Source organism: Anabaena sp. FACHB-595, assembly GCF_048568275.1.
Taxonomy (GTDB): Bacteria; Cyanobacteriota; Cyanobacteriia; order Cyanobacteriales; family Nostocaceae; genus Trichormus.
The window spans coordinates 3,331,869-3,356,838 of record NZ_CP183473.1 but is presented as its reverse complement, the minus strand read 5'-3'; the positions used below and the strand labels follow the sequence as shown (position 1 = coordinate 3,356,838).

General features: G+C 41.1%; 23 protein-coding genes and 1 other RNA gene. 9 read left to right on the top strand and 15 right to left on the bottom strand.

All coding sequences use genetic code 11. The features are described 5' to 3' along the window. Nucleotides 1-63: 63 nt before the first annotated feature. Entirely contained in the window at nucleotides 64-585 is a 522-nt protein-coding gene (locus tag ACN222_RS13800; RefSeq protein WP_010996915.1) for a Ycf51 family protein, read from the bottom strand. 197 nt (nucleotides 586-782) lie between these two features. Here ACN222_RS13800 and ACN222_RS13795 point away from each other — a divergent pair, with 197 nt between their 5' ends. After that, a complete protein-coding gene (locus ACN222_RS13795; protein WP_010996914.1) occupies nucleotides 783-1,700 on the top strand; it encodes an alpha/beta fold hydrolase in 918 nt (305 codons plus the stop codon). A gap of 204 nt (nucleotides 1,701-1,904) precedes the next feature. Continuing rightward, nucleotides 1,905-2,909: a serine/threonine protein kinase gene (locus ACN222_RS13790; protein WP_010996913.1), complete on the top strand. Its 1,005-nt coding sequence runs from the start codon at nucleotides 1,905-1,907 to the stop codon at nucleotides 2,907-2,909. Nucleotides 2,910-3,035: 126 nt separating this feature from the next. Here ACN222_RS13790 and ACN222_RS13785 read toward each other — a convergent pair whose 3' ends face one another. Continuing rightward, nucleotides 3,036-4,217, bottom strand: a complete 1,182-nt coding sequence (locus ACN222_RS13785) for an aldo/keto reductase (RefSeq protein ID WP_010996912.1) — start codon at nucleotides 4,215-4,217, stop codon at nucleotides 3,036-3,038. Nucleotides 4,218-4,308: 91 nt separating this feature from the next. Continuing rightward, entirely contained in the window at nucleotides 4,309-5,526 is a 1,218-nt protein-coding gene (locus ACN222_RS13780; protein WP_044521481.1) for an HhoA/HhoB/HtrA family serine endopeptidase, read from the bottom strand. Between the two features lie 503 nt (nucleotides 5,527-6,029). On the opposite strand from ACN222_RS13780, the gene ACN222_RS13775 reads away from it, so the two are divergent. The 3 genes from ACN222_RS13775 (at nucleotide 6,030) to menH (ending at nucleotide 8,234) form a co-directional block, all read left to right on the top strand. Further along, a complete protein-coding gene (locus ACN222_RS13775; RefSeq protein ID WP_010996909.1) occupies nucleotides 6,030-6,431 on the top strand; it encodes a metal-sensing transcriptional repressor in 402 nt (133 codons plus the stop codon). Nucleotides 6,432-6,758: 327 nt separating this feature from the next. Continuing rightward, nucleotides 6,759-7,298 carry a GAF domain-containing protein gene (locus ACN222_RS13770; protein ID WP_010996907.1) on the top strand — a complete coding sequence of 180 codons (540 nt, stop codon included), beginning with the start codon at nucleotides 6,759-6,761 and terminating at the stop codon, nucleotides 7,296-7,298. Between the two features lie 114 nt (nucleotides 7,299-7,412). Beyond that, nucleotides 7,413-8,234 (top strand): 2-succinyl-6-hydroxy-2,4-cyclohexadiene-1-carboxylate synthase, encoded by an 822-nt coding sequence (gene menH, locus ACN222_RS13765; protein WP_010996906.1) that lies wholly within the window; start codon nucleotides 7,413-7,415, stop codon nucleotides 8,232-8,234. Nucleotides 8,235-8,336: 102 nt separating this feature from the next. Here the strand turns inward: menH and ACN222_RS13760 are convergent, their stop codons facing one another. Together ACN222_RS13760 and ACN222_RS13755 are read right to left on the bottom strand one after the other, a co-directional pair. Further along, nucleotides 8,337-8,960 carry a glycoside hydrolase family protein gene (locus tag ACN222_RS13760; protein WP_231865564.1) on the bottom strand — a complete coding sequence of 208 codons (624 nt, stop codon included), beginning with the start codon at nucleotides 8,958-8,960 and terminating at the stop codon, nucleotides 8,337-8,339. A gap of 135 nt (nucleotides 8,961-9,095) precedes the next feature. Then, complete coding sequence (locus ACN222_RS13755; protein ID WP_010996904.1) at nucleotides 9,096-9,752, bottom strand: SDR family oxidoreductase; 657 nt, start codon at nucleotides 9,750-9,752, stop codon at nucleotides 9,096-9,098. A gap of 175 nt (nucleotides 9,753-9,927) precedes the next feature. On the opposite strand from ACN222_RS13755, the gene ACN222_RS13750 reads away from it, so the two are divergent. After that, nucleotides 9,928-10,593 (top strand): DUF1997 domain-containing protein, encoded by a 666-nt coding sequence (locus tag ACN222_RS13750; protein ID WP_044521477.1) that lies wholly within the window; start codon nucleotides 9,928-9,930, stop codon nucleotides 10,591-10,593. A 50-nt stretch (nucleotides 10,594-10,643) separates the two neighbouring features. Here the strand turns inward: ACN222_RS13750 and ACN222_RS13745 are convergent, their stop codons facing one another. Then, complete coding sequence (locus tag ACN222_RS13745) at nucleotides 10,644-11,114, bottom strand: DUF4079 domain-containing protein (RefSeq protein WP_010996902.1); 471 nt, start codon at nucleotides 11,112-11,114, stop codon at nucleotides 10,644-10,646. Nucleotides 11,115-11,325: 211 nt separating this feature from the next. Here ACN222_RS13745 and ACN222_RS13740 point away from each other — a divergent pair, with 211 nt between their 5' ends. Together ACN222_RS13740 and ACN222_RS13735 are read left to right on the top strand one after the other, a co-directional pair. Continuing rightward, nucleotides 11,326-12,606, top strand: a complete 1,281-nt coding sequence (locus ACN222_RS13740; protein ID WP_010996901.1) for an ankyrin repeat domain-containing protein — start codon at nucleotides 11,326-11,328, stop codon at nucleotides 12,604-12,606. Nucleotides 12,607-13,199: 593 nt separating this feature from the next. Further along, a complete protein-coding gene (locus ACN222_RS13735; protein WP_010996900.1) occupies nucleotides 13,200-13,649 on the top strand; it encodes a cobalamin biosynthesis protein in 450 nt (149 codons plus the stop codon). A 107-nt stretch (nucleotides 13,650-13,756) separates the two neighbouring features. Here the strand turns inward: ACN222_RS13735 and ACN222_RS13730 are convergent, their stop codons facing one another. The 7 genes from ACN222_RS13730 to ACN222_RS13700 form a co-directional block, all read right to left on the bottom strand. Next, nucleotides 13,757-14,110 (bottom strand): phage holin family protein, encoded by a 354-nt coding sequence (locus ACN222_RS13730; RefSeq protein WP_010996899.1) that lies wholly within the window; start codon nucleotides 14,108-14,110, stop codon nucleotides 13,757-13,759. A 361-nt stretch (nucleotides 14,111-14,471) separates the two neighbouring features. Then, entirely contained in the window at nucleotides 14,472-15,389 is a 918-nt protein-coding gene (locus ACN222_RS13725; protein WP_010996898.1) for a peptidoglycan-binding domain-containing protein, read from the bottom strand. Nucleotides 15,390-15,639: 250 nt separating this feature from the next. Further along, complete coding sequence (locus ACN222_RS13720) at nucleotides 15,640-16,923, bottom strand: M16 family metallopeptidase (RefSeq protein ID WP_010996897.1); 1,284 nt, start codon at nucleotides 16,921-16,923, stop codon at nucleotides 15,640-15,642. An 84-nt stretch (nucleotides 16,924-17,007) separates the two neighbouring features. Then, on the bottom strand, nucleotides 17,008-18,252 hold the full coding sequence (locus tag ACN222_RS13715; RefSeq protein WP_010996896.1) for a M16 family metallopeptidase: 1,245 nt from the start codon (nucleotides 18,250-18,252) through the stop codon (nucleotides 17,008-17,010). 415 nt (nucleotides 18,253-18,667) lie between these two features. Next, nucleotides 18,668-18,851, bottom strand: a non-coding RNA gene (ssrS, locus tag ACN222_RS13710) — 6S RNA. A 68-nt stretch (nucleotides 18,852-18,919) separates the two neighbouring features. Then, on the bottom strand, nucleotides 18,920-20,062 hold the full coding sequence (locus tag ACN222_RS13705) for a 5-(carboxyamino)imidazole ribonucleotide synthase (protein ID WP_010996895.1): 1,143 nt from the start codon (nucleotides 20,060-20,062) through the stop codon (nucleotides 18,920-18,922). Continuing rightward, nucleotides 20,059-20,607 carry a pentapeptide repeat-containing protein gene (locus tag ACN222_RS13700; RefSeq protein WP_010996894.1) on the bottom strand — a complete coding sequence of 183 codons (549 nt, stop codon included), beginning with the start codon at nucleotides 20,605-20,607 and terminating at the stop codon, nucleotides 20,059-20,061. The genes ACN222_RS13705 and ACN222_RS13700 overlap by 4 nt, the downstream gene beginning before the upstream one ends. A 589-nt stretch (nucleotides 20,608-21,196) precedes the next feature. Here ACN222_RS13700 and ACN222_RS13695 point away from each other — a divergent pair. Further along, entirely contained in the window at nucleotides 21,197-21,517 is a 321-nt protein-coding gene (locus tag ACN222_RS13695) for a hypothetical protein (protein ID WP_010996893.1), read from the top strand. A 136-nt stretch (nucleotides 21,518-21,653) separates the two neighbouring features. On the opposite strand, the gene ACN222_RS13690 is transcribed toward ACN222_RS13695, so the two are convergent. Both ACN222_RS13690 and phnD read right to left on the bottom strand, forming a co-directional pair. Then, a complete protein-coding gene (locus tag ACN222_RS13690) occupies nucleotides 21,654-23,429 on the bottom strand; it encodes a sensor histidine kinase (RefSeq protein WP_010996892.1) in 1,776 nt (591 codons plus the stop codon). Beyond that, nucleotides 23,426-24,472 (bottom strand): phosphate/phosphite/phosphonate ABC transporter substrate-binding protein, encoded by a 1,047-nt coding sequence (phnD, locus tag ACN222_RS13685; protein ID WP_010996891.1) that lies wholly within the window; start codon nucleotides 24,470-24,472, stop codon nucleotides 23,426-23,428. Before phnD ends, ACN222_RS13690 begins: the two co-directional genes overlap by 4 nt. Between the last annotated feature and the right edge of the window lie 498 nt (nucleotides 24,473-24,970).

The window sequence follows — 24,970 nt, the reverse complement described above, 5'->3', positions numbered from 1 at the left end:
ACATAATACTTGATGTTTGCGGGGCGTTCAGCCCGTGCTGAGTTTGACTCAGCACTCTTGATGTTAAGCTTTTGCTGGTGGCAATTGAGCAAATTTCTCTGGATATATTTCCACTGATATCTGAGTATCTTCTCGACTAGCGAGCGATCGCTTAACTTCTCCCAGGTAAAGTGGTACTGTTAGCCCTGGTTCTGGGTGAATCAGAGTACGAGCGCGAATTGTCACCTTGTTATCATTCCTGTCACCAGAACGCCCAAAAGAATTGAGATTGCTGGCAGCTTGTAATAAAGTTGCTTCTACTTCCGGAGGGGAAATTTTCGGAGATAGGGAGATTACCGCTTGGCTTGAGCCATTATCGTAAACTAGAGTGTACTTAACAGCCCCAGGAATCACGGTACGACTCAAGGGAACTATTGAAAGTCCAAATAAACCAGCAGTCAGTACCAACATAAAGCCAGTCGTACCTACTAGCCGAAAACGGATGCCCCATTTGAACAGGAACGCTAGTATTGCCAAAACTGCAAATATCACAGTGGCAATACCAGACCATTGAGTATATTTCAGAAATTCAGCCGTTGTGAGCATACAGATTGGCTACTTAGGTGTTTTTTATTTGATCACGGACACACCTATTTTACTGGAGTAGTGCATAGAGTAATGGGTAATAGGTAATTGGTAATTGGTAATGAGTGGATTATCTTTTCCTTTGGGGGGGTTTTCTCCTCTGCTCCCTGCTCCCCTGCTTTAATATATAAAGCAATAGTTTAGAAATCTTAATAATAATGACTTTAAAGGCTCAACCGCCAGCAGCGATAGACTACGCCACACAGGTGATCGCTAATTTTGATAAACTAGTGTGGACTTGGCGCAATCACAAAATTCAGTACACAGTCATGGGTACTGGACAGCCATTAGTACTAGTTCACGGCTTTGGTGCTTCCATCGGACATTGGCGCAAGAACATTCCAGTTTTGGCAAATGCTGGCTACCAAATCTTTGCTATTGATTTGTTGGGTTTTGGTGGTTCTGAGAAAGCAGCAATTGACTACAGTGTAGATGTTTGGGTAGAACTGCTCAAAGACTTTTGGACAGCCCATATTCAACAACCAGCCGTATTTGTCGGTAACTCCATTGGTGCGCTTTTAAGCCTGATAATATTGGCAAAACATCCAGAGATTACATCTGGTGGTGTTTTAATCAACTCAGCAGGTGGTTTGAGCCATCGTCCCCATGAACTGAACCCACCACTACGGATTGTGATGGCAACATTTAATAGAGTAGTGCGATCGCCCATTACAGGTAAATTTGTCTTTAACCGTATCCGCCAAAAATCTCAAATTCGCCGCACTCTCTACCAAGTTTACCGCGATCGTACAGCCGTCACTGATGAATTAGTTGATTTACTTTATACCCCATCCTGTGATCCTGGAGCGCAGCAAGTTTTCGCCTCCATCCTCACAGCACCTCCTGGCCCCACACCAGAGGAACTATTACCCCAAGTAGAGCGTCCTTTACTAGTAATTTGGGGTGCTGATGACCCCTGGACACCAATTACAGGGGCGAAGATTTACGAACAAGCCCAGGAGAATGGCAAAGACATAACAATTATTCCCATTCCTGGTGCTGGTCATTGTCCCCACGATGAAGTTCCAAATGTCGTCAACGCCCAGATTATTGATTGGCTTGCACGGAGAAAATAAAGACTGAGATTGGCAAAAGTTAGGAATTGGGGCAAGGAGTAAAGGAAGGAGGGAAAATCTGGGCATCAGTTCTGCTCCCGGCTGCTTCTACTCCCTATGCCCCACTCCATAGCGCGATTAAGGCAGAATGGCAGGTAATAATCTGGGTGAGTATTTATAATTTTTGGATTGCACCTTGACAAAATCAAACTCAGGTGGTGTGTAATGGAGCTTGATGCGTTTAATAAAGGAGCAATTCCCTTAATCAATCATCCAGATTGTTCTGCTTTAGGTTATCAAGTTATTCAAGAACTCGGACGGAACCAAGAAGAAGGTCGCATCACTTATTTAGCTCATCATCATCAGTCTAAGCAACAGGTAGTAATTAAAGAATTTAGTTTTGCTCATACCTATACTGACTGGTGTGATTTTACAGCTTATGAAAGTGAAGCGAAAATCTTGCAAAAACTAAATCATCCCCGCATTCCTCGCTATCTAGATTCTTTTGCAACTCAGACAGGTTTCTATTTAGTCCAGGAGTATAAACACGCTCTACCCTTAAGCTCAAAACGCAGCTTTCAGCCAGAAGAAATTAAGCAAATAGCTGTATCAGTTTTAGAAATTTTGGTGTATTTACAGCAACGAATTGACCCAATTATTCATCGGGATATCAAACCAGAAAATATCTTAGTCGATGAGCAACTGAATGCTTACTTAGTAGATTTTGGTTTAGCTAGGGTGCAAGATACAAAAATAGCTCTCACCAGCTTACTAACAGGAACACCAGGCTTTATACCACCAGAGGAACAATTAGGCTATTCTTTATCTTTGGCTTCAGATTTATACAGTGTAGGGGCGACACTAATTTGTTTACTTGCTAATATCCGTTCTGTAGATATTGGTAAGTTGATTGACAGTAAGGGTTATTTTGATTTTCAGAAACTAGATTCTCAAATCGATTTACGCTTCCGCTCCTGGTTAATGGGTATGGTGGAACCCAAGTGGCAATATCGCTATACTAATGCCGCCGATGCTTTGGCAGCACTACAGCCTATTCAAGTCACTGGTAATGCTACAGCTATGGAAATATTAGCCACAGTCATCAAGTTGAAATATCAAACTACTGTTTTGGGTTTAGCAATAATTGGGGTGCTAGCAGTCGCTGGGGCTACTTTGATACTGTCTCAACAGGGTGGAGCCGCTCAACAGTTACAAGAGGCGAGGAAATAAGGAATTGTGCAATTAGCGCTCTTTTAAGACAGTCGCTACACTAGTTTTTTATTTTTAGCCGTAACTGAACGGTATTGCCTTATACCCCTATACCCCTTTCAAGTCAGGAAGAGACTGCCCTTTGCCTTAGCTCTGAGATAAACGCTGCAATTCTTCACCTGCTAATAATTGATGCGCCTTGGCTAAAAATTGGGGAATTTTATCAGCATGAGGACTATATCTGAGGCATTGCTGCAAGTCTATTTCGTTGAGTTTATCGGCTTTGTTACCAGGGAACCAGTGACTAGCGTTGCCCAATAAGTTGTACCGCATTTTGGCATAGTCCACTAAATCGTAGGTAGTAGCTAGATTTAGCAGCCATAAAATCACCCGGATATTTATCTGACCAGGGGTTTGTTCCCATTGGGGTAAATTGGTTTCCCAGGTTTTTACCCAATCTTCTCCCAAAGAGGCGATCGCTGCATCTTCCAACCTCCCTAAAATTGGTGGTAAAATCTCTGATGCCCGGTTTATTAAGTCCAATGTCTGCAAGTGTTCATCAAAATCTTGGGGTTTAGCTGCGCCTAAACTCAAGGTATGCACTTGAGAATGACTCAGACAAAATAAATCATTAAACACCATCGGACTTAAAGGGGCGCATAAATCCACTAATTTTTGAGGTGGATTATAAAGCTGACCTCCCTTATCTGTGGGGCTAATAATAAACACCCCCATATCATGACGGGTAGCCGCTTCAATGGCTGGCCAATTCCATTGATTGATGTAGTACCAGTGCAGGTTGACATAATCAAATTGGTTAGTATTAATTGCCTGGATGATTACATCCGTAGAACCGTGGGTGGAAAAGCCCACAAATCGGACTTTACCTTCTGCTTGCAACTGTTGCACTACGTCCAAACAACCCCCAGGACGTACACTATAGTCTAATAACTCAGGAGTATTAATTCCATGTATTCCTAGTAAATCTACGTAGTCTAACTGAAGATAACTCAATGATTGCTCAAAAGTTTTGCGGAACTCTTTCCCATCGGCAACAGGCGCAAGTTTGGTTTGGACAATTAATTTTTCGCGGGGAAACTTAGGCAATATTTTCCCCAATTGCATTTCGGAACTACCATAACCACGGGCAGTTTCAATGTGATTGATCCCCACCTCAATAGCGCGATTAATAGTTGCTTCCAGATTTGCTTGCTGATCCGCCGGAATATCCGAATAACTAACATCTTGCCATTTATATTGGTATCTCATGCCGCCGCAAGAGAACACCGGCATCTGTAATTCTGTGCGTCCAAATTTTCTATATAGCATTAAATAGCAGCCCTATAGCAGTCACTAACCTATAAAAAATATAGGGGTATTAAAAAACACCCCTATACTCATGAATCAACCTGATTATTCCTTAAGCAGCATTTTGCAATTCAGCCGTGCGTACTGATAACTGCTGTGTCTGATTACCTCGTTGCAATCTCACTTGTAACGCTTGACCGAGGCGACTGTTTTCCACAACGTTTTGTAACTGTTCCGCAGTGGTGATTGCTTGACCATCAACTTGCAAAATCACATCACCGCGTCGGATACCAGCATTAGCAGCCGGGGAGTTAGGTACTACTCGAATCACCAAAACACCGTTAACTTCGGGAATTGCAAAAGCCGAATTGGGGTCAATATTATTTTGTTGAGCTAATTCAGGTGTTAAAGTTGCCATTTGTACACCTAAATAGGGGTGAGCAACTTTACCATCTCGTTCCAATTGAGTAGCGATCGCTTTAGCTTTATCAATAGGAATCGCAAATCCAATCCCCATTGCATCAGCACGAATGGCAGTGTTAATCCCAATCACTTCACCCTTGTCATTTAACAACGGGCCACCAGAGTTACCAGGGTTAATGGCTGCATCAGTTTGGATGAAATCTAAACGCTTATCAGTAATCCCCACTTGAGCGCTAGAACGCTTGAGGGTGCTGACAATACCCAAAGTAACAGTATTATCAAAACCCAAAGGATTACCAACTGCGATCGCCCAGTCTCCCACTTGGACATTATTAGAAGAACCCAAGGGTGCAACTGGTAGACTATTACCCGCGTTGATTTTCACCACCGCTAAATCCGTGACTTCATCAATGCCTTGCACCTTACCGTCAAAACTACGGCCATCTTTCAGGCGAACAGTCACGCGATCGGCTTTATCTACCACATGGGCATTAGTTAAGATTAAGCCACTTTTATCAATGATAAATCCCGAACCTAAACCACGCATCTGTTCTGGTGGCAACTGTCCCTGAAAGCCTTCACCAAAAAAGCGCCGGAAAAAGGGATCTTCCAAAAATGGATCTACCCGGCGTGTAATTGTGCGTTCTGTATCAATCCTCACCACTGCTGAACCAACACGATTCACAGCTGCTGTCACAAAACTACTGTTACCGATAACAGCCGCAGTTGGTGATTGTCTTTGAGCAACTAGTTCCGGCGCAGATCCAGTTGTACTAGGATTAGGCGCTGGTTCCGCTTGCGACGGCAAAACACGCAAACTGCTAACCGTTAATACAACTCCTATAAATATTGCTAATACATGAGTACCGAGTTGGCGTATAGACCTGGATAATTTGGAAAATTGCATATTCACAACCTAATCTAGAAGTCTAAATTTTGCCCAATTTAAAATTATTTTGACAAATTTGCATACTAATCACTACATGGAAACCTCACATTCCTGCTTAAAATTTCAATCGGCTATAGAAATCGGATTAGATAATTTGAAAAAATCTGAGTGTCTGTAGCAATGCCCACCGTATCACGATCTTGGTGGGCATTGCCCAACCTACTTATCAAAAATCAAGTACTGATTCTCTAGCTCTAATTAAAGTTAATTGAATATTTAACCTCATAGCTATTGTAGAGATTCCCACTTCCAAGGTTCGGGTTTTACCAAAGGACTAGGGATGAGGAGAAAGCAGAGGGGCTGGAACAGGTGTGAGATTTCGAGTTTTGAATGCCCTGTACCCCTGCGGGAAAACAAGCGTTTGATTAATCTCACGCCGAAGTCTACGCGTAGCCTCACCTATTGAAGGGGCTGACCATCTCTAGGGTAGGATCTGAATATTACCAGCGCTATAACTCCCTATGAATGGATCAGACCAATTAGCTCAAGAATCCTTGCCTGTGCCTCAAAAAGTTGAAGAGTCCCACAATCATGATGCAGAACATGACCACAAACATCATACTCACGGACAGGCAGAGTCGGTTCACGCTCACGTTCATAGCGAAGAATCTTTACGGCGAATTGTCAATCGGTTGTCACGCATAGAAGGACACATTCGCGGTATCAAAACAATGGTGCAACAAAATAGCCCTTGTCCTGACGTTTTATTACAAATTGCTGCTGTACGGGGTGCATTAGATAAGGTAGCCAGAATTGTTCTCGATGAACATTTAACAGAATGTATTGCCAGAGCTTCCAAAGAAGGCAATATAGAAGAAGAAATTAAGCAACTTAAAGCAGCGTTAGATAGATTTTTACCTTAATTTTTATATCGATTCCCGGCTTTTAAGATAAGTCGAGAATCTATTTTTTAGTAAGTTAAATTGTAGAATATTTGGACTAATCCAGTATCAAAGCTTTTCACCTCTGGTAAATAGGACTTACGCACCCAGGTTTTCTGTTGAGACCGGGTGTAGGGGTGTAAAGGTTTCAAACATTTATATCCTTCCCTATACCCTTGTTCAAACCCTTTATCTTTCGTTTTCATGCGTAAGTACTTGTAGAAAATTAGCACATTATATGTGTCTATAGAGTGATGTGTTCAGTTATAGGTCATTGACAAGATATGAAAGTTTAGGATTTGCTTGTTAATGAATGACTTAGCTTTACCAGAAATCATACAAAGTATTTTAGATAAACACATTGAGCCAGATGCAGTCTTTTCTGCAATTCTGCCAGCACTGGGAGAAGTATTACAATGCGATCGCTGTTTTCTTTACCTGAGAAATCCGCAAACCCGCCTTGGTAAAGTAGCTTATTGCTGGCGGCGACATCGAGATATTCCCGATATGATCAACTCCCAATGGAATTTAGAGCCGCCATCATTACCCGAAGAAGATCCCTTATTTGCGGCTGCGCTACGAACTGAGGCTTCCGTTTATGTTGAAGATGTGGAAACTGCAAGCCCAAAAGTTGTAAATAAAGAATTTGAGCGCAAGAACTTTGGACATCGAGCCTTGATTCATGCTCACTTTTGCCAAGATGGTCAACTGTGGGGGATTCTACAACCTTGTGTCTTTGGTGAAAAACGCATCTGGTCAGATTTTGATCATGCTGTCATGACTCAATTGGAAAGAGAGTTAACGCCTTTAGCCGTTACCTACGTCACAGCAGAACAGAACCCAATGTGAATGTAGCTTGATACTTGTGAAAAATCAGGAAAGCGATCGCATAACTTTTTCAGTGGTAACATCTCGCCGGAAAATAGACTCTAAATAAGTCATCGATCGCTTTTCTTTTAAAATATGACTATAGAGAATTACCAATTTAATTATTCCCTAACTGGCAATACTGATAAACCTGTGATTCTGTTACTCCACGGTTTCATGGGGAATATTGATGAATTTGACGCGGCTATAGAATTACTAGGTGATGATTTTTCTTATCTCAAACTTGACTTACCCGGACATGGGAAAACTCAAGTGTTGGGTGGAGATGAATATTACTCAATGGCAAATACTGCTCAAGGCTTAATTAATTTATTAGATAAATTAGAAATAACTAAATGCTTTTTAGTTGGCTATTCAATGGGTGGAAGATTAGGTTTATATTTAACTCTACATTTTCCCCAACGTTTTTATCAAGTAGTCTTAGAATCATCCTCCCCAGGTTTAGCCACAGAAGCAGAACGATTAGATAGAGTTAAACGCGATGCCCAAATAGCTAAGAAGCTAGGCAGAAGTTTAGAAAAAACCGATTTTACGACTTTTTTACTTAATTGGTATAATCAGCCTATTTTCGGCAATATAAAAAATTATCCAGAGTTTCCCAGGGTGATAGAAAGTCGATTGCAAAATCATCCCCTGGAGTTAGTTAAATCATTACAATTTATGGGAATTGGTAGCCAGCTATCTTTATGGGAAAAACTGCAAAATAATCAGATTCCTTTACTTTTACTTGTTGGTGAGAATGACAAAAAATTTATAGATATCAATGTCAAAATGACAAAGATAGCCCCAGCATCTCAGCTAAAAATAATTAGTAATGCTGCACATAATATTCACTTTGAGAATACCTTAGAATTTGTGCAGAAACTAAATAATTTTTTTGACATAACGAGGTACTGAGTACACCGCTAATAAAATTGGGCAATCTCCGCGCCCTCTGCGTTTAAAAACATTATTTCTGTACTAACTTAACTCTTAATCACTACAAGTGTTAACTAATGACTATTGACTAGCCCTTGTTAATTCTTCTTGCAACATTTTCTGATAAATTCTAGGCAAAGAACGACTAATAGAATTTGTTTCTATGCCATAACCTAAACTTGTCCAAGTGGGGGAGAGTCGCCGCAAAACGTCATTGATTTTGCCTTGGCGCAGTAGTTGAGAAATATCCACTCCCCAAACCCGCGAATCGTTTAACCAACGGTAAACAACCAAATCTTGATATTCTGGCTCAAAACTGTAGGAAGACCAAAACATCATTTGTGATGGTTTGGGATGATAGCGGGGGGCTATGTCAAACCAAGTAGTGTTGATGATTTGATACCTTCCCGCCGCCGTGGAACAATCACCTGTGTTTGGGCCTGTGACAATAGTGACGCATATCTCAGGATGCTTGCTCAGGTCAGTTACTTGTTGTCCACCATACAACAAAGAGTAGGGGCGGTTTCCATTGGCTTCACTTGCGGAAATGGTACGCATTAAAGCGCGAATATGGGGATCACCGCCTTTCATGACCAAAGGTGGTAAGTTATTTCCAAAGATCGGATCAGAAGGCGATCGCAATTCTCCAAATATATACCATTGAAATAAATACACAAAGCCGAGAAGTGCGGCTATAGGGCCAATGAATTTTTCTGCCCCTTTGAGTTCAAAGCCTTTCAGATTCTCACTCCTTGCAAATTAGCTCTCTAATCTAACAACAAAAATAGACGCACCAATTCCGGTAAAGTTCAAAAATCTTCCTTAGTTATTGACTGTTAACTAACACTGTTGAAATAATTCTGTAAAAGTTTTGGAACTAGCTTCTGGTTTAGCGACAATCTCAACTATTTTATTGCGTGCGTCTGGCTCAAACAAGGACTCGACGCAGACTTGAGCTACTTTTTGCCGAGGAATACTACCATCAAATAAAGTATCAGAACTTTGCATGACGATCGCATCTGAGTTATCCTCGTTCTTCAAACCACCGGGACGAACTATCGTATAAGTAAGTCCGCTTTTTTGCAGATACTCTTCCGCTTGTTTCTTCCACACCAGAATTAGCCAAAATAAGTTCAATGGGTGAAAAAATTGGGAGACACACAAAGAAGTTACTAAGACAAAATTTTCAATTCCCTTGGCTTTTGCCACATCCACTAAATTTTTAGTGCCTTCAAAATCTACTTTATAAGGCCCGGTAGGGTCAAAACTTGGTTTTGCGCCAGTAGCACACAATACCACTGTACTATCACCCAAGGCCGCAGTTAGACTAGCAGGGTTCAACACATCACCCACCACTAATTCTGCATCAGGAGGCAAAATAGCTCTAGCTGTTTGTTCATCTCGTACCAAAGCACGTACAGGAATATTCCGCGCTATCAACTCTTGGACGATGCGGCGACCTGTTTCACCTGTTGCTCCTGCTACAAATGCTTTCATGATTAACGCTATCCTGGGTAACTAATGTATAACTGCTCTGTATATTGTAGTGATTCCATGAAGTTCATGACAGATTCATAAGGTTTCGGTCAAAATAGTAATTTAGTGCTAAACCACCCACACAGCCTGGGAATTATTAATATAGACAAACGCCAAATTAGAGGGGAACGCATTGATGCTTTCAACAAACGGCGAATATCAATCTTTGGATATCACAGAAAAAACTGTGCCTGTTGTTCCCAATTTCCCAGAAACTGAGGATGCAGACACAGGATTGAGTGCTGGTACACTAAGTAAATTTTATGGTCGCTATAGCGACTCAATGGAAATGTATGCTCCAGCACAAAAAGTTGCTGAATATCTTAATAGTCATGGTTCTTGGTTTACACGCTGTGCCGAACCGATGAAAGTGCAACCTCTAGGAGAACATGGTTATGCTCTAACTATTGGTCGTTTTGGCTCTTTTGGTTATGAAGTCGAACCAAAGATTGGTTTAGAATTGTTACCGCCACAAGAGGGTATTTATTGCATCCGGACAATTCCCATTCCTGACTATCAACCGCCTGGTTATGATGTGGATTATCGAGCTGCGCTTCAGTTAAGAGAAGATTTTGGTGAACATACGGTGACAAAAGTTGAATGGGAATTGGATTTAACTGTTTGTCTCCACTTTCCACGGTTTATTCAGCGTTTACCTAAATCTCTAATTCAGTCTACAGGCGATCGCTTACTCAACCAAATTGTCCGCCAAGTTTCCCGTCGCCTAACTCGCAAAGTTCAAGAAGATTTTCACCACTCTGTTGGAGTTTCCTTTCCTGGTAATTGTAAGAAAAAGCGGTAAGTTAATAGTCAATAGTCAATAACCGATGACTAATGACTATTGACTATTGACTAAGCTTGAGTCAGAATTCTTTGGACAATCTGCACGCCAGTGATAGCCTGCCAAGTAAAGAGTCCTAAAATCACGAAGTTGATTAAAATATGACTCACCCTCGCCCAGTTTGCTCCTTTCTGCATATAAGGAGATAGAGCTGCGGAAAATGCAATTAAACCTGTCATACCTAAGCCCGCTAGTAGGTGAGGCCCGACAAATAATTTACCGTTATTAATGTAAGTAACAGCCATCCCACCAATCGCACCTGCTACCATCAAGGCTAAAAGTATCGATCCTATTTGGTAGTGTCTGACATTGTATCTACCTTTAATCAGTTCTTTCTTTTGTTCTCCTTGAGCATTCCTGGTGCGCTGTAGCTGTAGTCCTAAGTAAGCCGCATAGAGTGATAACGCCAATAACACCCACATCATCAATGGGTGAAAGAAGTTTAGCCAATATTTAACCGAGGCAGACAATTCCAGATTCATTGTGTTCTCGCCTAATCCTTAAATCTTAATAAAAATTAGCATAACTCTAAGTTACGTGATTGAGGCCACAGAGTGTGAAGATGATTGTTAAGCCCTGTGAGCCTAGCTGCGCTTAACCCAAGAGGAGCAACTTAGAGCGGTAGCGGGGCGTTGAGCAACTTGCTGAGAAAATAATATTGACTGTTGACTATTGACTAATGACTAATAACTAATGACTAATAACGATGTTTTGCTGCTAAAGGTGGCGAAGAGTGGCGATATCAAGGGGCTGGGTGCGCTACTGGCTGCTGGTGTTGGGGTGGATATATGCGATCGCGACGGGACTACAGCGCTGATGTTTGCTGCTAATCTAGGGTACACGGAAATTGTGCGATCGCTTTTAGATGGGGGGGCTAATGTCAATTTAGCTAGAAAACGCTATGGTTTGACGGCTTTGATGTTAGCGGCTAGTGCTAATCAAGTTGATATTGTGCAGCTTTTAATTTCTAGAGGTGCTGCTGTCAATGCTACCAATGAAGATGGTAGTACGGCTTTAATGGCAGCAGCCCTAAAAGGTAATGTAGAAGTGGCGCGGGTTTTGTTAGCGGCTGGTGCTGATGTCAATATCACCGATAAAGATGATGATACTGCTTTAAAGCTAGCGGTGAAGCGAGGACAAGCGGCTGTAGTGCAGTTAATTTTACCAAGTGGTGCAGACGCTAATTGTGAAGATGAAGAAGGCGAAACCCTGTTAATGTTAGCAGCCGATTCAGGTCATGGGGATGTGGTACAAGTGCTGCTGGCAGCTGGGGTTGATGTCAACGAACAAAACCAAGACGGTGGTACAGCATTGTTAGCAGCCGTAGCAGCAGGAAATGGAGCGATCGCCAAAATTTTACTAGATAGAGGGGCTGATGTAAATCACCAAGACCAAGATGGTGAATCAGCCCTACACCTCGCCACAGTGGAAGGTTACGTTGATGTGGTACAGGTGCTACTGAATCAAGGCGCAAATACCCAAATTAAAAACAAACTTGGCGATACGCCCTTATTGGTAGCAGCATTACAAGGACATGATCAGATAGTCGAAACACTATTGAAATATGGCGCAAATGTGCATGGAGATAATTTAGGTGAGACACCTTTAACCCTAGCCGCATCCCAAGGCCACACCGCAACCGTCAGAATATTGTTAGACTATGGCGCTAATGCCAATATCCCCGCCAGTGATGGTAAAACAGCCTTGATTAAAGCCACGGAACGTAACCATCCGGGGGTAATTCAGTTATTGCTGGCGAAAGGCGCGAATGTTAATTACCAAGACTCTGTGGGGGCTACAGCCTTAATCTGGGCTGCTTCTGGGGGCTATAACAAGGTGGTGCAAATATTATTGGAAGGCGGGGCTGATACAAATTTAAAAAACCGGGGTGGTTACACGGCTTTGATGATTGCCGAGTTTAATGGTTTTAGGAGTATAGTCCAGATTCTCAAGCAGGCTGGGGCGCAGGAGTAATAAAACATTCTCCAGTTTGGGGGAGTCAAAGCTTCTTTGATAATTTTTCCTTTGAAAACCAAATCGGATGCTGAGAAATGGAGCTAAGGACTAAGAAATTTATTTCAAAAAATTACTATTTTTTAGGGAATTCTGACTTAAATTTACTTATTGTTCAAAACTCTTGATATACATCTTGACAGGAAGTAAAAATAACGTTATTTAATTAAATACTAAGCTAAGGAGGTATCAAAAACTATCTCAGAAATGAAAAACTAAAGATATAAATTTAGGTTGAAACTTTTTGACGTGGCTATCGTCGAAAATATGAAGAAATTGAAACACCGAAGTAAACCAGGTAAAATATTTTTGCTTTAAAGATATCAAAAAAGCAAAACTTAAGAAGTAAATATACTTTCTACTTTTACCTCGTCCTCCCCCCGGCGTTTCCTACTGTGCTAGATATGCTCAATATATAGTTTTTCGTTTCTGAGAACAGTATTATAACTATCAGTTTATGGGTATCTTAGTAAACGCCAAAATAGTATAGAATATCAACTTTTTCAGTACTGAGCAATTAAAAGTCTCAAGCTCTACCTAATAGCATTTTAGTAGTGAAACTCGAAATTACTAAACAACCGTTACTTCAGGGAAATTTGTGGCTAGGGTTTGGTTGTCAATCAGGTATTTCTCATCACTTAATCACTGGAGCAATCAACCAAATTTTTCAAGAAAACCAACTTGATCAAAAAATAATTGTAGGTATTGCCACTATTGATACAAAAGTCTCAGAACTGGGTTTAGTGGAATTTTGTCGATTGTTTCAATTGCCATTAAAAACTTTCCCGGCAGAAATGCTGGCTAATGTTGCCGTTCCCAACCCTAGCAGAGTGATTGCCAAAAAAGTGGGAACTGCTAGTGTTGCCGAGGCGGCGGCTATTCTTGCTGCTTCATCTCATCAAAAGCAGAATCTGGGGGTGAAGTTGTTGGTTCCTAAAAGGATTTTTCGCTTACCGGGACAACCAGGAGTAGTGGCGATCGCAGTTGCTCAAGTATCATCATGATCAACAAGCTGAAGTTCGTAGTAAGTGGCTCTCACCGTGAAGAATTACTTCACAGACCCATTTAATCGCTCACTACGAACACAAAGTCAATCTGGCATTAATTACCTTTATTCAACTGCTCGCAGAAGATAATTAATGAGGCTGGAAACAATAGACAGCACAATTGATCCCAAGAAAGCAGCGAAAAAGCCTTCAATTTGGAAGTCAGAACCAGGCATGAGGGCGCTAGCTAACCATAGGGTTAAAGCATTGATGACAAATGTGAATAAGCCAAAAGTCAGTAAGGTAACGGGAAATGACAAAATACTGAGAATTGGTCTGACTAAGGCATTGACTAACCCAATCACTATTACGGCAACTAGAGCCGCGACAAAACTCTTAACAGTGAATCCAGGGACAATATGGGCAGTAATTAGCAAAGCTACCGCAGTAGCCAGCCATGTCAATAAAAAGTGTTTCATCAGTTGTTGTTTGGCAAAAATCAGCAATCACTGGAAGAAGAATTACATAAAACTAGCACTTACGCACCCAGATTTTTTATTGAGACCGGGTGTAAGGGTATAGGGGTATATGGGTGTAAGGGTGTAAGGGTTTCAAACATTTATTTTGAATTTTGTAGCTTTAGCTTCCCGTAGGGTATTTTGAATTGATTCATACCCCTATACCCTTCTCCAAACCCTTGATCTTTTGTTTTCATACGTAAGTCCTAAAAACTAATTTTCGTTGTCCTCGGTGTGAGGAACGAAATTAACGCTGAGTTAAGATAGCCATTGAGGACTCAAAACTCGGCTCAACACCACACTACTGCTAACTTGTTTCAGTCTATCGTCGTTGAGGAGATGAGCGCCGCAATAACGCCTCCCAAGTAGCGCCACCAGCTACGCCGTCAGGTTCTATACCATAGCGTCTTTGAGCAGCTTTGAGTGCTTCCTCAGTCTGAACCCCAAAGTATCCATCCACACTACCCTTTAAAAAACCAAGCTGACTCAATCTTTGCTGTAGCTTGGTAACTTCCGAATTCTTCATTCCTACACGCAAAATCGGCCAGCCTTCGGAGGTGTATTGTATACCAGAAATTCGTTGAGCAGATGGTGTAGGGCCGAAACGTGGGGTGGAAGATGGTCGTTGAGGGGTTTGTTGTCTTGGGGTTGGCGTTGTTGGTCTGGGAGGTGTAGGTCTAGGATTAGCCAGTCTAGGTTCAGGTCTGGTGTTAGCTGGTGGATTGGGTGTTGTTGGTCTGGGGTTAACGGTAGGAGTGGTAACGGGTTGAGTGGGAACAGGGAAACCAGTTGTTGACACGGCTGGTGGATTGGGCGTTGAGTTTGGTATAGACGCTATTGGCGTACCTATTGCTTGACTAGGAAACAACCTTTGCCAGGTAGCAGCATCAACAATGCCATCTGGAGTTAAGCCAGCTGCTTGTTTAAACCCAGACACAGCATTGGCCGTATTCTCGTTGTAGACTCCATCTATTGCACCTGAGTAAAAGCCCAAAAGCCTCAGCGCTGCTTGAAGTTCCGAGACACGTTCACCTTGACTACCAATCTTAAGGGTAGGACGGTTGATAACAACTTGTTGGGCAATTTGTTGTGGTGTGGCGATCGCTACTACAGCCAACGAGTCAACAAACATAGTTGTAGAGGATAACATAAGTAGCCAATACAACTTGCTTGTGCTGAAATAGCAAAATGCCTTTTGTGGTTTTAAGTAACTGATACTTGCTCTCAAGCAGCCTTTCATAGAAATTGCTCTCAGAATCTTCTGATGCTAATATTACTGCCGTGTGAGGTAATTGAGTAGTCTTTTTTGAGTAATGAGTGGTAAGTGATGAAGGGATTAAGACTAAGGAGTCAGACCTCTTTAGGACTTACGCATGAAAACGAAAGATCGAGGGTTTGGACAAGGGTGTAGGGGTATAAATGCTGGAAACCCTTACACCCGGTCTCAACAGATAACCTGTTTGCGTAAGTCCTACTCTTTTAGCATCTACTTAATTAATTGCTCGATTAATTGCCTCTTCCTGCCCAACTAAAGACACATAGGGTTGCTGCAAATACTGCTGTGCCGATGTTAAAGCGTCTTGAGCAGTTACAGAAGCAATCAGTTCTTGAAATTCTCCGTCAAAGTCAATTCCTAAACCCAAAATTTCATACCAACCGTAGATTTGAGCAATTTGTCCATTAGTTTGTTTACCTAAGGCATATTGTCCCAATATTTTGTTTTTAGCAGCTTGTAAATTGGTTGTAGATACTTCTTCACTACAGAGTAGCTCTACTTCTGTCCGTAATCCTTCTAAAGCGATGCTGGTATTTTCTGGTGCTGTACCCATGTACACTACAAATGATGCTGGATAAAGCCTAGTTGGGTAGAATGCTGATACTTCATAGGCTAACCCCCGCTTTTCTCGCAATTCTACGAACAAGCGGCTAGAAAGACCATTGCCTAAGTAAGTAGAAAGTAATTTGAGGGGGGCATAATCAGGAGAACTGACTGATGGGCCTAAATAACCCAACATGACGATAGATTGCTGGGTTTGTACAGGCTTTAAGCGGTGCTGGGGGTTGACTGAGATTTCTGGTAAGTTAACTACTGCTGGGGCTATGGTTGGTGCTTGCCAATCACCGAATATTTGTTCTACTAAGGCTACTACTTCTTGTAGAGTGATGCGACCAGCAACACTGATGACTAAGTTATCTGGACGGAAATAAGTTTGGTGATACTCGACTAAATCTGTTCTGGTGATGCTGTTCAGGGTGGTTTCATCTCCTAGCACTGACATGGCGTAGGGATGATTTTGATACATTACCTGCCGCATTTGCTCAAAGGCAAGAGTGAAAGGCTGTTCTTTTTGGGAGCGAATATCTTGGAGTGCTAAACGCCGTTCCAGTTCAATTTGAGTTTCGGGGAATGTAGGCGATCGCAATATCCGCCCCGCCAATGCTAAAATTTCGGGAAAATCCGATGTTACCGTCTTCAATGACACGAGAAAGTAATCAGTAGAAGTATCTGCACTCAAACTTGCGCCCACAGATTCTACTTGTTCGGCTATTTCCAAACTGGAAAGTCCTTCACATCCCTTAGTCATTACAGCAGCCAGCAAATGGGCTAACCCCGCCTGTTCTCGCTTTTCGTAGCAGCTACCAGCACGGATAAAAATTCGCCCAGCAATAATATCTGCGGCTGGATTTTCTGCTACCAGCACGACAATGCCATTGTCTAGTACAGTGCGATGAATGGGAGATTGAGCGAGGGATGGTTTCACGGTTTGGGTCATTTGTCAGTTGTCAATTATCAGTTGTCAGTTGTTCAGTTGTCGACTTCTTTGCAGCCTCGGACTACTAGCCACTGACGACTGACATTATGAATAAGGTTTAAGGATGGTAACAGCGTAATTCTGGAGAGAAAGATGCTGTTTAGCTAATTGTTGCAGTTCTTGGGTATCAAATGATTGAATTTGGTGTGGATATGTGACTGCTAATTCTGCTTGAGCGATGGTGTTGTAGTAGCCATAAAGCCCTGTTAGCTGGTTGGGGGTTTCTGTAGAGAAGGCGTACTCGTTGCATAAAAGTCTGCGGGTACGGGCTATTTCTTGTTCGCTAACACCACTGGTTTGGATATCATCTAAATGACTCAGAATTAAATCCTCAACTTGTTCTAGGTTTTCCGGTTCCAACCAAGCAGTAACTGTAAATAAGCTCGATTCACATTGCAGAGAAAAATTACTGCATATCCCTTGGACTAATTGTAGTTCTTCTCGCAAATCCCTGACTAGGCGAGAAGTCCGCCCTTCTGCTAATACCACTGACAACAAATCTAAACCGTAGGCTGTGCGGAGTTGTTCTACTCCTGGTACAACCCATGCCATCAACAATCGGGCTTGCTCTATGCGTGGTAAACTCAACTCTTGACGATGAATACCCTTGATTACTGGTTTGCTTACTGGTTTAACTAGCGGACATTCAACAGGCTTAGAAAAATTCTCAAATGAACGATTTACCAGTTCCCAGGCTGCTTGTTGGGCAATACCTCCAGCAATCACTACTGTCATATTTTCCGGTTGGTAGTGAGCGCGATGAAAACGGCGCATCGCTTCTGGTGATTGCTGCATCAGTTCTTCTTCAGTACCCAGAACTGAACGCCCATAAGGATGGTCTTGGTAGATGCTCTGCGACAGACATTGAAATCCTACCCAGTCAGGATCATCATAGCAGGCACGAATTTCCTCTAGTACTACATCCCGCTCTCGGCTAAATTCATTATCTGGAATTGCCGCATTAAGTAGTAAATCTGCCAAGTAAGGTAGAGTATCTGTCAAGTAAGACGCGGCTGTAGTCAAAGAGTAATTAGCGTAATCGTAGCTGGTAGCGGCATTACTTACTCCACCTCTGTTCTCAATTTGATGATCAAACGTTCCTGGGGGTAAGGTGGCTGTGCCTTTAAAAATCATGTGTTCTAGAAAGTGTGCCATCCCAAACCAAGGTTCTGGTTCACGAATTGCTCCAGCCCTCACCCAGACATCAGCCACAACTACAGGCGTGGTGGGAATTTCTTGATGAATAAATGTCAAACCGTTGTCTAATCGAAACACTGAGGCTGGAAACACAGGATTGGCAAGTTGTTGTTTTGACAAGGTTTTGTATCTTTAACCACAATTTAACTTTGATGTTTGTGATCTTAACTCTGAACGATCGCCAAATTCGCATCAAGTTATACAGAATCTTATATTCATCACCAGGAAAAAGTAGCCTCTAACGCTCTAATATTGGTTGAATTTGTTGCATCTGTGTTGACTAACTTGAAATTCTGCCATCAATTAAGATTCTTTATTCTGACTGAGAAATTACTTATATGGCCGTAGCTGGATAAATTAGGACATCAAGCTAAGATAAAATCCTGATAATAAAAGGCTTTCAAGTCTGTCAACAGTCAACAGTCAACAGCTATATAATCTATAAACTTTACTAATCAATAATTAAAGCTCCCAGAGTTTTAACTAAACTTTGGGAGCCAAATATTTTGAGTTCACCGCAACGCCGTTTTACCTAAGTTTATGACCTGGTTAAACCAGGTGGGTACCGATTTTCCTCGTTTAAAGTTTCCGGGTACACGCCCGGTATACTGCCACGAGAGACGTTTGGTTCCCTTTTTCTTAAAGACATAGATCAAAAAACTTGATGGCAGTCACCAACGTCGCAGTGCAACTCACTCATTATAGCTTTCAAAAACAGGTTCTACCAATTCAAAATGCAAAAATTTCTCTCTCTGCTTTCCTAAGTGGGATACCAGATGGATTCTACGGTTTGAGCAATCGCCTGGGCGGTGGTTTGGTCATGATTATTTAACAAAACTGTGACGTGTCCGAGTTTACGCCCTGGGCGAGATTCTGTTTTGCCGTACCAATGAACGTGAGCTTGGGGGATGGCGGCTAGTTGTTGGCGCTGGTTTTGGTAATCACTTTGGGAGTTTTCATAGCCTAGTAGGTTGACCATAACAGTACCAGCACATTGCAATGCTGGGTTTCCTAACGGTAGTCCACAAATGGCTCTCAGGTGTTGTTCAAATTGCGATGTTTCGCACGCATCTAGAGAAAAATGCCCAGAGTTGTGGGTACGGGGAGCGATTTCATTGACTAATACTTGACCATCGGCGGTGAGAAATAACTCAATTCCAAACACACCAACCACTTCTAGACTATTTAATAGTGTAGAGGCGATCGCTTCTGCTGCTGCGGCTTGATCGGGTGTAATATGGGCGGGTGCTATAACTCGCCTACAGACTTGCTGTTCTTGCTGTGTTTCTACCACAGGATAGATGACAACTTCTCCATCTACAGAACGAGCTGCGATTACTGCTAGCTCCCGTTCAAAGGGAATAAATTCTTCTATTAAATATGTGGTGTTTGTATTGTGATTTAAGTCTATTTTCTCTTGTAAGGTTGCTAAATCATGGATGATAAAAGTACCTTGTCCGTCATAACCGTGGCGGCGAGATTTCAACACTAAAGGAAAACCCAAATCATCTATTTTGGATATCAGATTCTCTTGGTTTTCCAGGGCAAAAAATTGCGGAACAGGTAAACCTAAATTTTTTAAATAGCAACGTTGATGATATTTATCTAATAGAGGTGATAAAGCGTCTAACTTGGGACGGAAACAAACACCTTGATTTGCTAACAGCGATAAAGCCTCTAGATTGACAAATTCGTTTTCAAATGTGATAACGTCACTCTTTTTCGCTAAAATCTCTGTGGCATGAGCATCATCAATATTTGCCAAAACAATATCCTGGGCAATAGATACGGCAGGATCATTACTGCTAGGAGTCTGCACTATCAAATCAAGCCCTAATTTATTCGCTGCGCCTCCCATCATCCAGGCCAGCTGTCCACCACCAATTACACCTACACGCTTCATCGACATCCCAAAGAATCACGAGTTTCTACACCAGTTTTTGTATTTACTCCGCTAGCTTTGGTACAAAGTTCTTTAATTTGTGCTTTATCCAAAATTGCATCAGTAAAATCTGCGCCTTCTATGTTCACGTTAGCGAATATGGCACGGAGTAAAAGAGCTTCTTTAAGAACGACATCACTTAAATTAGCCCCTGTTAAGTTTACCTGATCAACCATCGCATTCGTTAAATCTGCTCCCTGGAGATTTGCTTGTGTCATCACAGAAGCACTTAAGACTGCACCACGTAAGTCAGCACCGACAAAGTTCGTCATTTCAAGATTGGCATTGGAAAACTCAGCAGCTTGCAAACTTTCACCAGCAAAGTTGTGCCTGGATAATTCGGCATTACTAAATGATAGAGGATGAGTCCAGTCGGCTAGAACTGGCGAGGGGAAGCAAAGTACAACTATCCCCAAAATTAAAGTTATTGCTTGCCAGTAAAACTTTTTGATGATTGCGTTTACAACTACGGCATTTTTTATTACCACTTGCAGCTCTTCCCCCATTTTCTAGCTGTTTTGAATCACCTACTGCTTAACATTTTGTCACAAAAGACTGATGTTAGCCGCCTATATCCAGAAATTTATGACTAAATGCTGACAGGTAGTTAACCAGATATAACCTGAGGTAATAGCTAAATTAGGACTTGAAGACGATATATAAAATATTGAGTCAATGCTCAACTCATCAATGATTTTTTTATTTACAATTCTTGATTTTTGATAGCGATTTTTGCGATATAAATATTTTTATTAGTAATTAGGCGATGAGTTTCGATAGACGAGAGTTCATTGCTTGCAGTGAGGAGGAGTGTGATCGCTATTGAATTTACATTTGTTTACTTTGTTTTTTTGTAGGTAAAGTTTATTGTCTTTTATGTTTACCAGGAAAAATTGACTGTTAGTCTGTTAATTAAGGTGAGCGTTAGGCAATGAAATAAGCATGAATACTATTACATTTTTCTGATGCTTAATCAGCTCCTAGAAGTACTCTTAATCGTAATTCCTAAATGAACTGTTAGCTAGCTATATATTCTCTCAAGCTTTATTTTTACCACGTCAACAAATTCAACAAGCCGAATAAGTAACAGCAATTATGACACACTACTCTATTGAATGGATCGAAGCATGGTGCGAAGACAACGGCTGGACAGAATTATTTGAAGAAAGGAGAAACCACTATTGGGCTTTTCCTCCTGGTTGCGTCATGCCCGAACCCATTCCTAATCATGTCCTTAGAGGGATTAAAGCCGAAAAAGGATTAACATTTGATGAAAGAATATGGTCTATATCAGCCGTAGTTAGCACAGTTTTAGCGGTCGTTTCAACCTTTGTACTCCGGTGTCCTATGCCATTGGTATTTGCTTTTGCTGTCAATGCGGTTACAGTAGCTCAACTGGAACCAGAAGAGGTTTAAGTTATCAAATTCGAACGTGAATTAATTTATTACTGCTCTAGGAATTTCTTCATCCGAGAGCAGTTTTTAAAATCTAAAGACTGTAGTATTAACCGCACTCAATAATTATGAATCAATTATCCTTGGAGAGAAAATTTTAAACTTCCATTGTACTGAAACCGTGTTCTGGTTTCTCCGGTTGCACCTGACGTAAAGGAATTTCAATCCAAAACTCTGTTCCTTTGCCTATTTCAGACTCACATCGTAGCACTCCAGAATGTTTGTCAACCACAATTTGGTAACTAATGGATAAACCCAACCCCGTACCTTGACCAACAGGCTTGGTTGTGAAAAACGGGTCAAACAGCTTTTGCATCACCAGTTGATTAATACCTGGGCCGTTATCAGCGATTCTAATTACCACCCGGTTATTATTATTTATTTCAGTACGAATTGAAATTTGGGGGCTGTTATTTGTCAGTCGTTCATTATTAGTTGTTTTGCCATTTACAATTGACCACTGACCACTGACCACTGACCCTTCTAAAGCATCAACGGCATTATTAATAATATTCATAAATACCTGATTTAACTGTCCTGCATGGCACTCTACTAAAGGTAATTGTCCATATTCCTTAATAATTTCAATATTATAAGATTGCGATTTAGCCTTAAATCGATTTTGTAGAATCAGCAGAGTACTTTCAATGCCTTCATGAATATCTACCTCTTTCATCTCTGCTTCATCCAGGCGAGAAAAATTGCGTAAAGATAAAACAATCTGTTGAATTCGCTGAGACCCCATTTTCATTGAACTGAGGATTTTGGGAAGGTCTTCTTGTAAAAATTCTAGGTCTATTTCTGCAATTTTTTCTTGAATTACTGCACTCGGCTCGGTTAACTCTTGTTGATAGAGATGGATTAATTCTAAAAGTTTTTCTGTATATTCCTTGGCATGAGTAATATTGCCATAGATAAAACTAACTGGATTATTAATTTCATGAGCTACTCCAGCTACTAGCTGACCTAAGCTAGACATTTTCTCAGTTTGAATCAGTTGGGCTTGAGTTTGCTGTAGTTCCTGTAAAGCTTTTTGCAATTCTAATTCAGCTTGTTTGCGTTCGGCAATTTCTAATTCCAAACGCTGATTCATGTTAGTTAACTCAGTATTTTTCATCAAGGTTTCCCGCGATTGGGATAACTTAACTGCCATATCATTGAATGCTTGAGCTAAGTCTTCAATTTCATCACCTGTGTGGATGTTTAAGCGATAATCAAAATTACCTGCTGCAATTTCTGCCGTACCTAACTGTAAATTTTGTATAGATTTGATTGTTGGTTGCCAAATGAGTATAAATTTCCCAATCAATAGCATTAAAATTACGGCTACAACCACTATAGAGATGATTCTCTGTACTTGGTAGAGGTTTTCTAAGTCTTGCTCTAATAAAATTCGCTCTTGATAAGCACGTTGAATTATCTGTTCTAGAAATAACTGAATATCTTGATTAAAAGAATTAATTGCTCTAAAATACTGCTGAGAATCTTCTAGATATGTTGGACTAGAACTACGTTGAGTTAATTGTACTGCCATATTGTCAAGCAATTGATGCCGCCGACGAATTAAAGCAATTTCGGGTGAATTTGGCATTAACTGTTCTACTTGATTTAAGGAATCAAGGAACTCGGCGTGCAGTATTTCTGTACGTGTGCTTTTAGTTTTGAATAAAACAATATCTTTGAGGGCAATTATTTCCGACTTTAAAGTATTATTTGTTTCTAAAACGGCCTTTATAGTTTGAGTAGTTTGATAACTTTTTTCGCGGACATTCTGCCTAATTTGCTGCACAACTACAGTATTGCCGATAAGAATAGCCACTATGAGTCCGACAGATATAGTAGAACCTGTGAGAAACTTGGTGGAGATTTTCATTTTTTCGGGATGGATGTTAAGTTGAGTTCTTGACGGAGTTGTTGAATAGGAGCGTAGTGGTCTGGGCCGACAAGAGTATAGCCGGCTGATTCAGCTCCTAAAATATCTTTCATGCCTTCTGGGGTACTAATAAAAACTTGCTTTAGCTGTTGAATCAATTCTGGTGCCAATTTTTGGGATATTACTATAGGAAAATTAGGGATGGGTGCAGATTCCCAAATTAATCTATAGTCTTGTGGTGTGAGCTTACCACTTTTTTTGAAGGTGATGTAGGAAGAAACATTAGTTGCAGCTGCATCGACAGAGCCATTTTCTAATGCTGCTATACTTTTTCTATGGTTGCCGGCATAGATGACCGTTCTAAAGTCCTTTTGAGGATCAATACTTTGTTTACTAAGAGCTACTAGTGGCATGAGATATCCAGAGGTAGATGATTTATCTACAAAAGCAACGCGCTTGCCTTTGAGGTCTTTTAAGGTTTTGATAGAACTATCAGCTTTGACAATAATACAAGCTCGATACCAAGGTTGGCCTGTATGTTTGTCGATGGAAGTCACTAATGGTTGAATTTCTGCACCCCTATCTACTGCCTCAAGATAAGCTACAGAGCCTAAATAAGCAAGGTCTAGTTTGTCTTGAGTCAACCATTCTATAATTTCTTCGTGATCTTTAGCTATGAAAAAATGGACTTGTCGTCCCAGGGAGGTTTCTAAGTAATCATTCAGGGGTTTAATGATTTGCTGTTGTTCTGTGAAATTTTGGGTAGACAGTAGTCCGATTTTTAGTTTAGGTAAAACATTTCTACTTACAGAGGATACAGAGGTATTATCATACACTGTACCTTGTCTTTCCCTCGTCCTTCTTACTACCCTAATATCGTCTGTGGCTAGCTGGGATGAGGTTTTATTTACAAGAGGCTGATTTTTACTAGAAATGCTATTATGACAACCAATACTAAGTATACAGGCGATCGCAGTTACGACAACAAGCTGGCTACTGAATAACATTTTTCTACTAATCAGCCACTGCATGGCTTTTTTCATAGGATTTAACTCACATATATATAGCCCAAGGAATTTTCAGGGTTTGGTTGTTTCTGGGAAATTAGCTAGATATATTTTTCCCTCAAAAAATGCCGTCGTAACACTAGTATCACAAAGTGGAATACCCTAAGGAAAAGCTGCACTACAAAAATTTAAAATGAATACATCATGTTTATTTACACCATGCTGTACTTGTTAAAACATGGCTGTAGATAAAAGCATCATGCAGGCGATAGTGTTCTGCCCAGGGTAGATGATGAGCTATTGGTCTTGGTGCAAAAATATTCAGATAATTTACTTGATGAGGATTTTCTATACAAGCCGCTAAATTGGCAAAGGATGATCACACAATTGCCAATAAGCGGCATTATTTTCATCATCAGGTAGGCAAACGCCCTGTAAATATTTTGAGGTCGTTGCTGATGAAGACCTCAAGATAAAAATATGCCAGTGAGAAATAAATCGGAAAAGCCCGCGCCGTGCTGCTAAGGCAGTTGG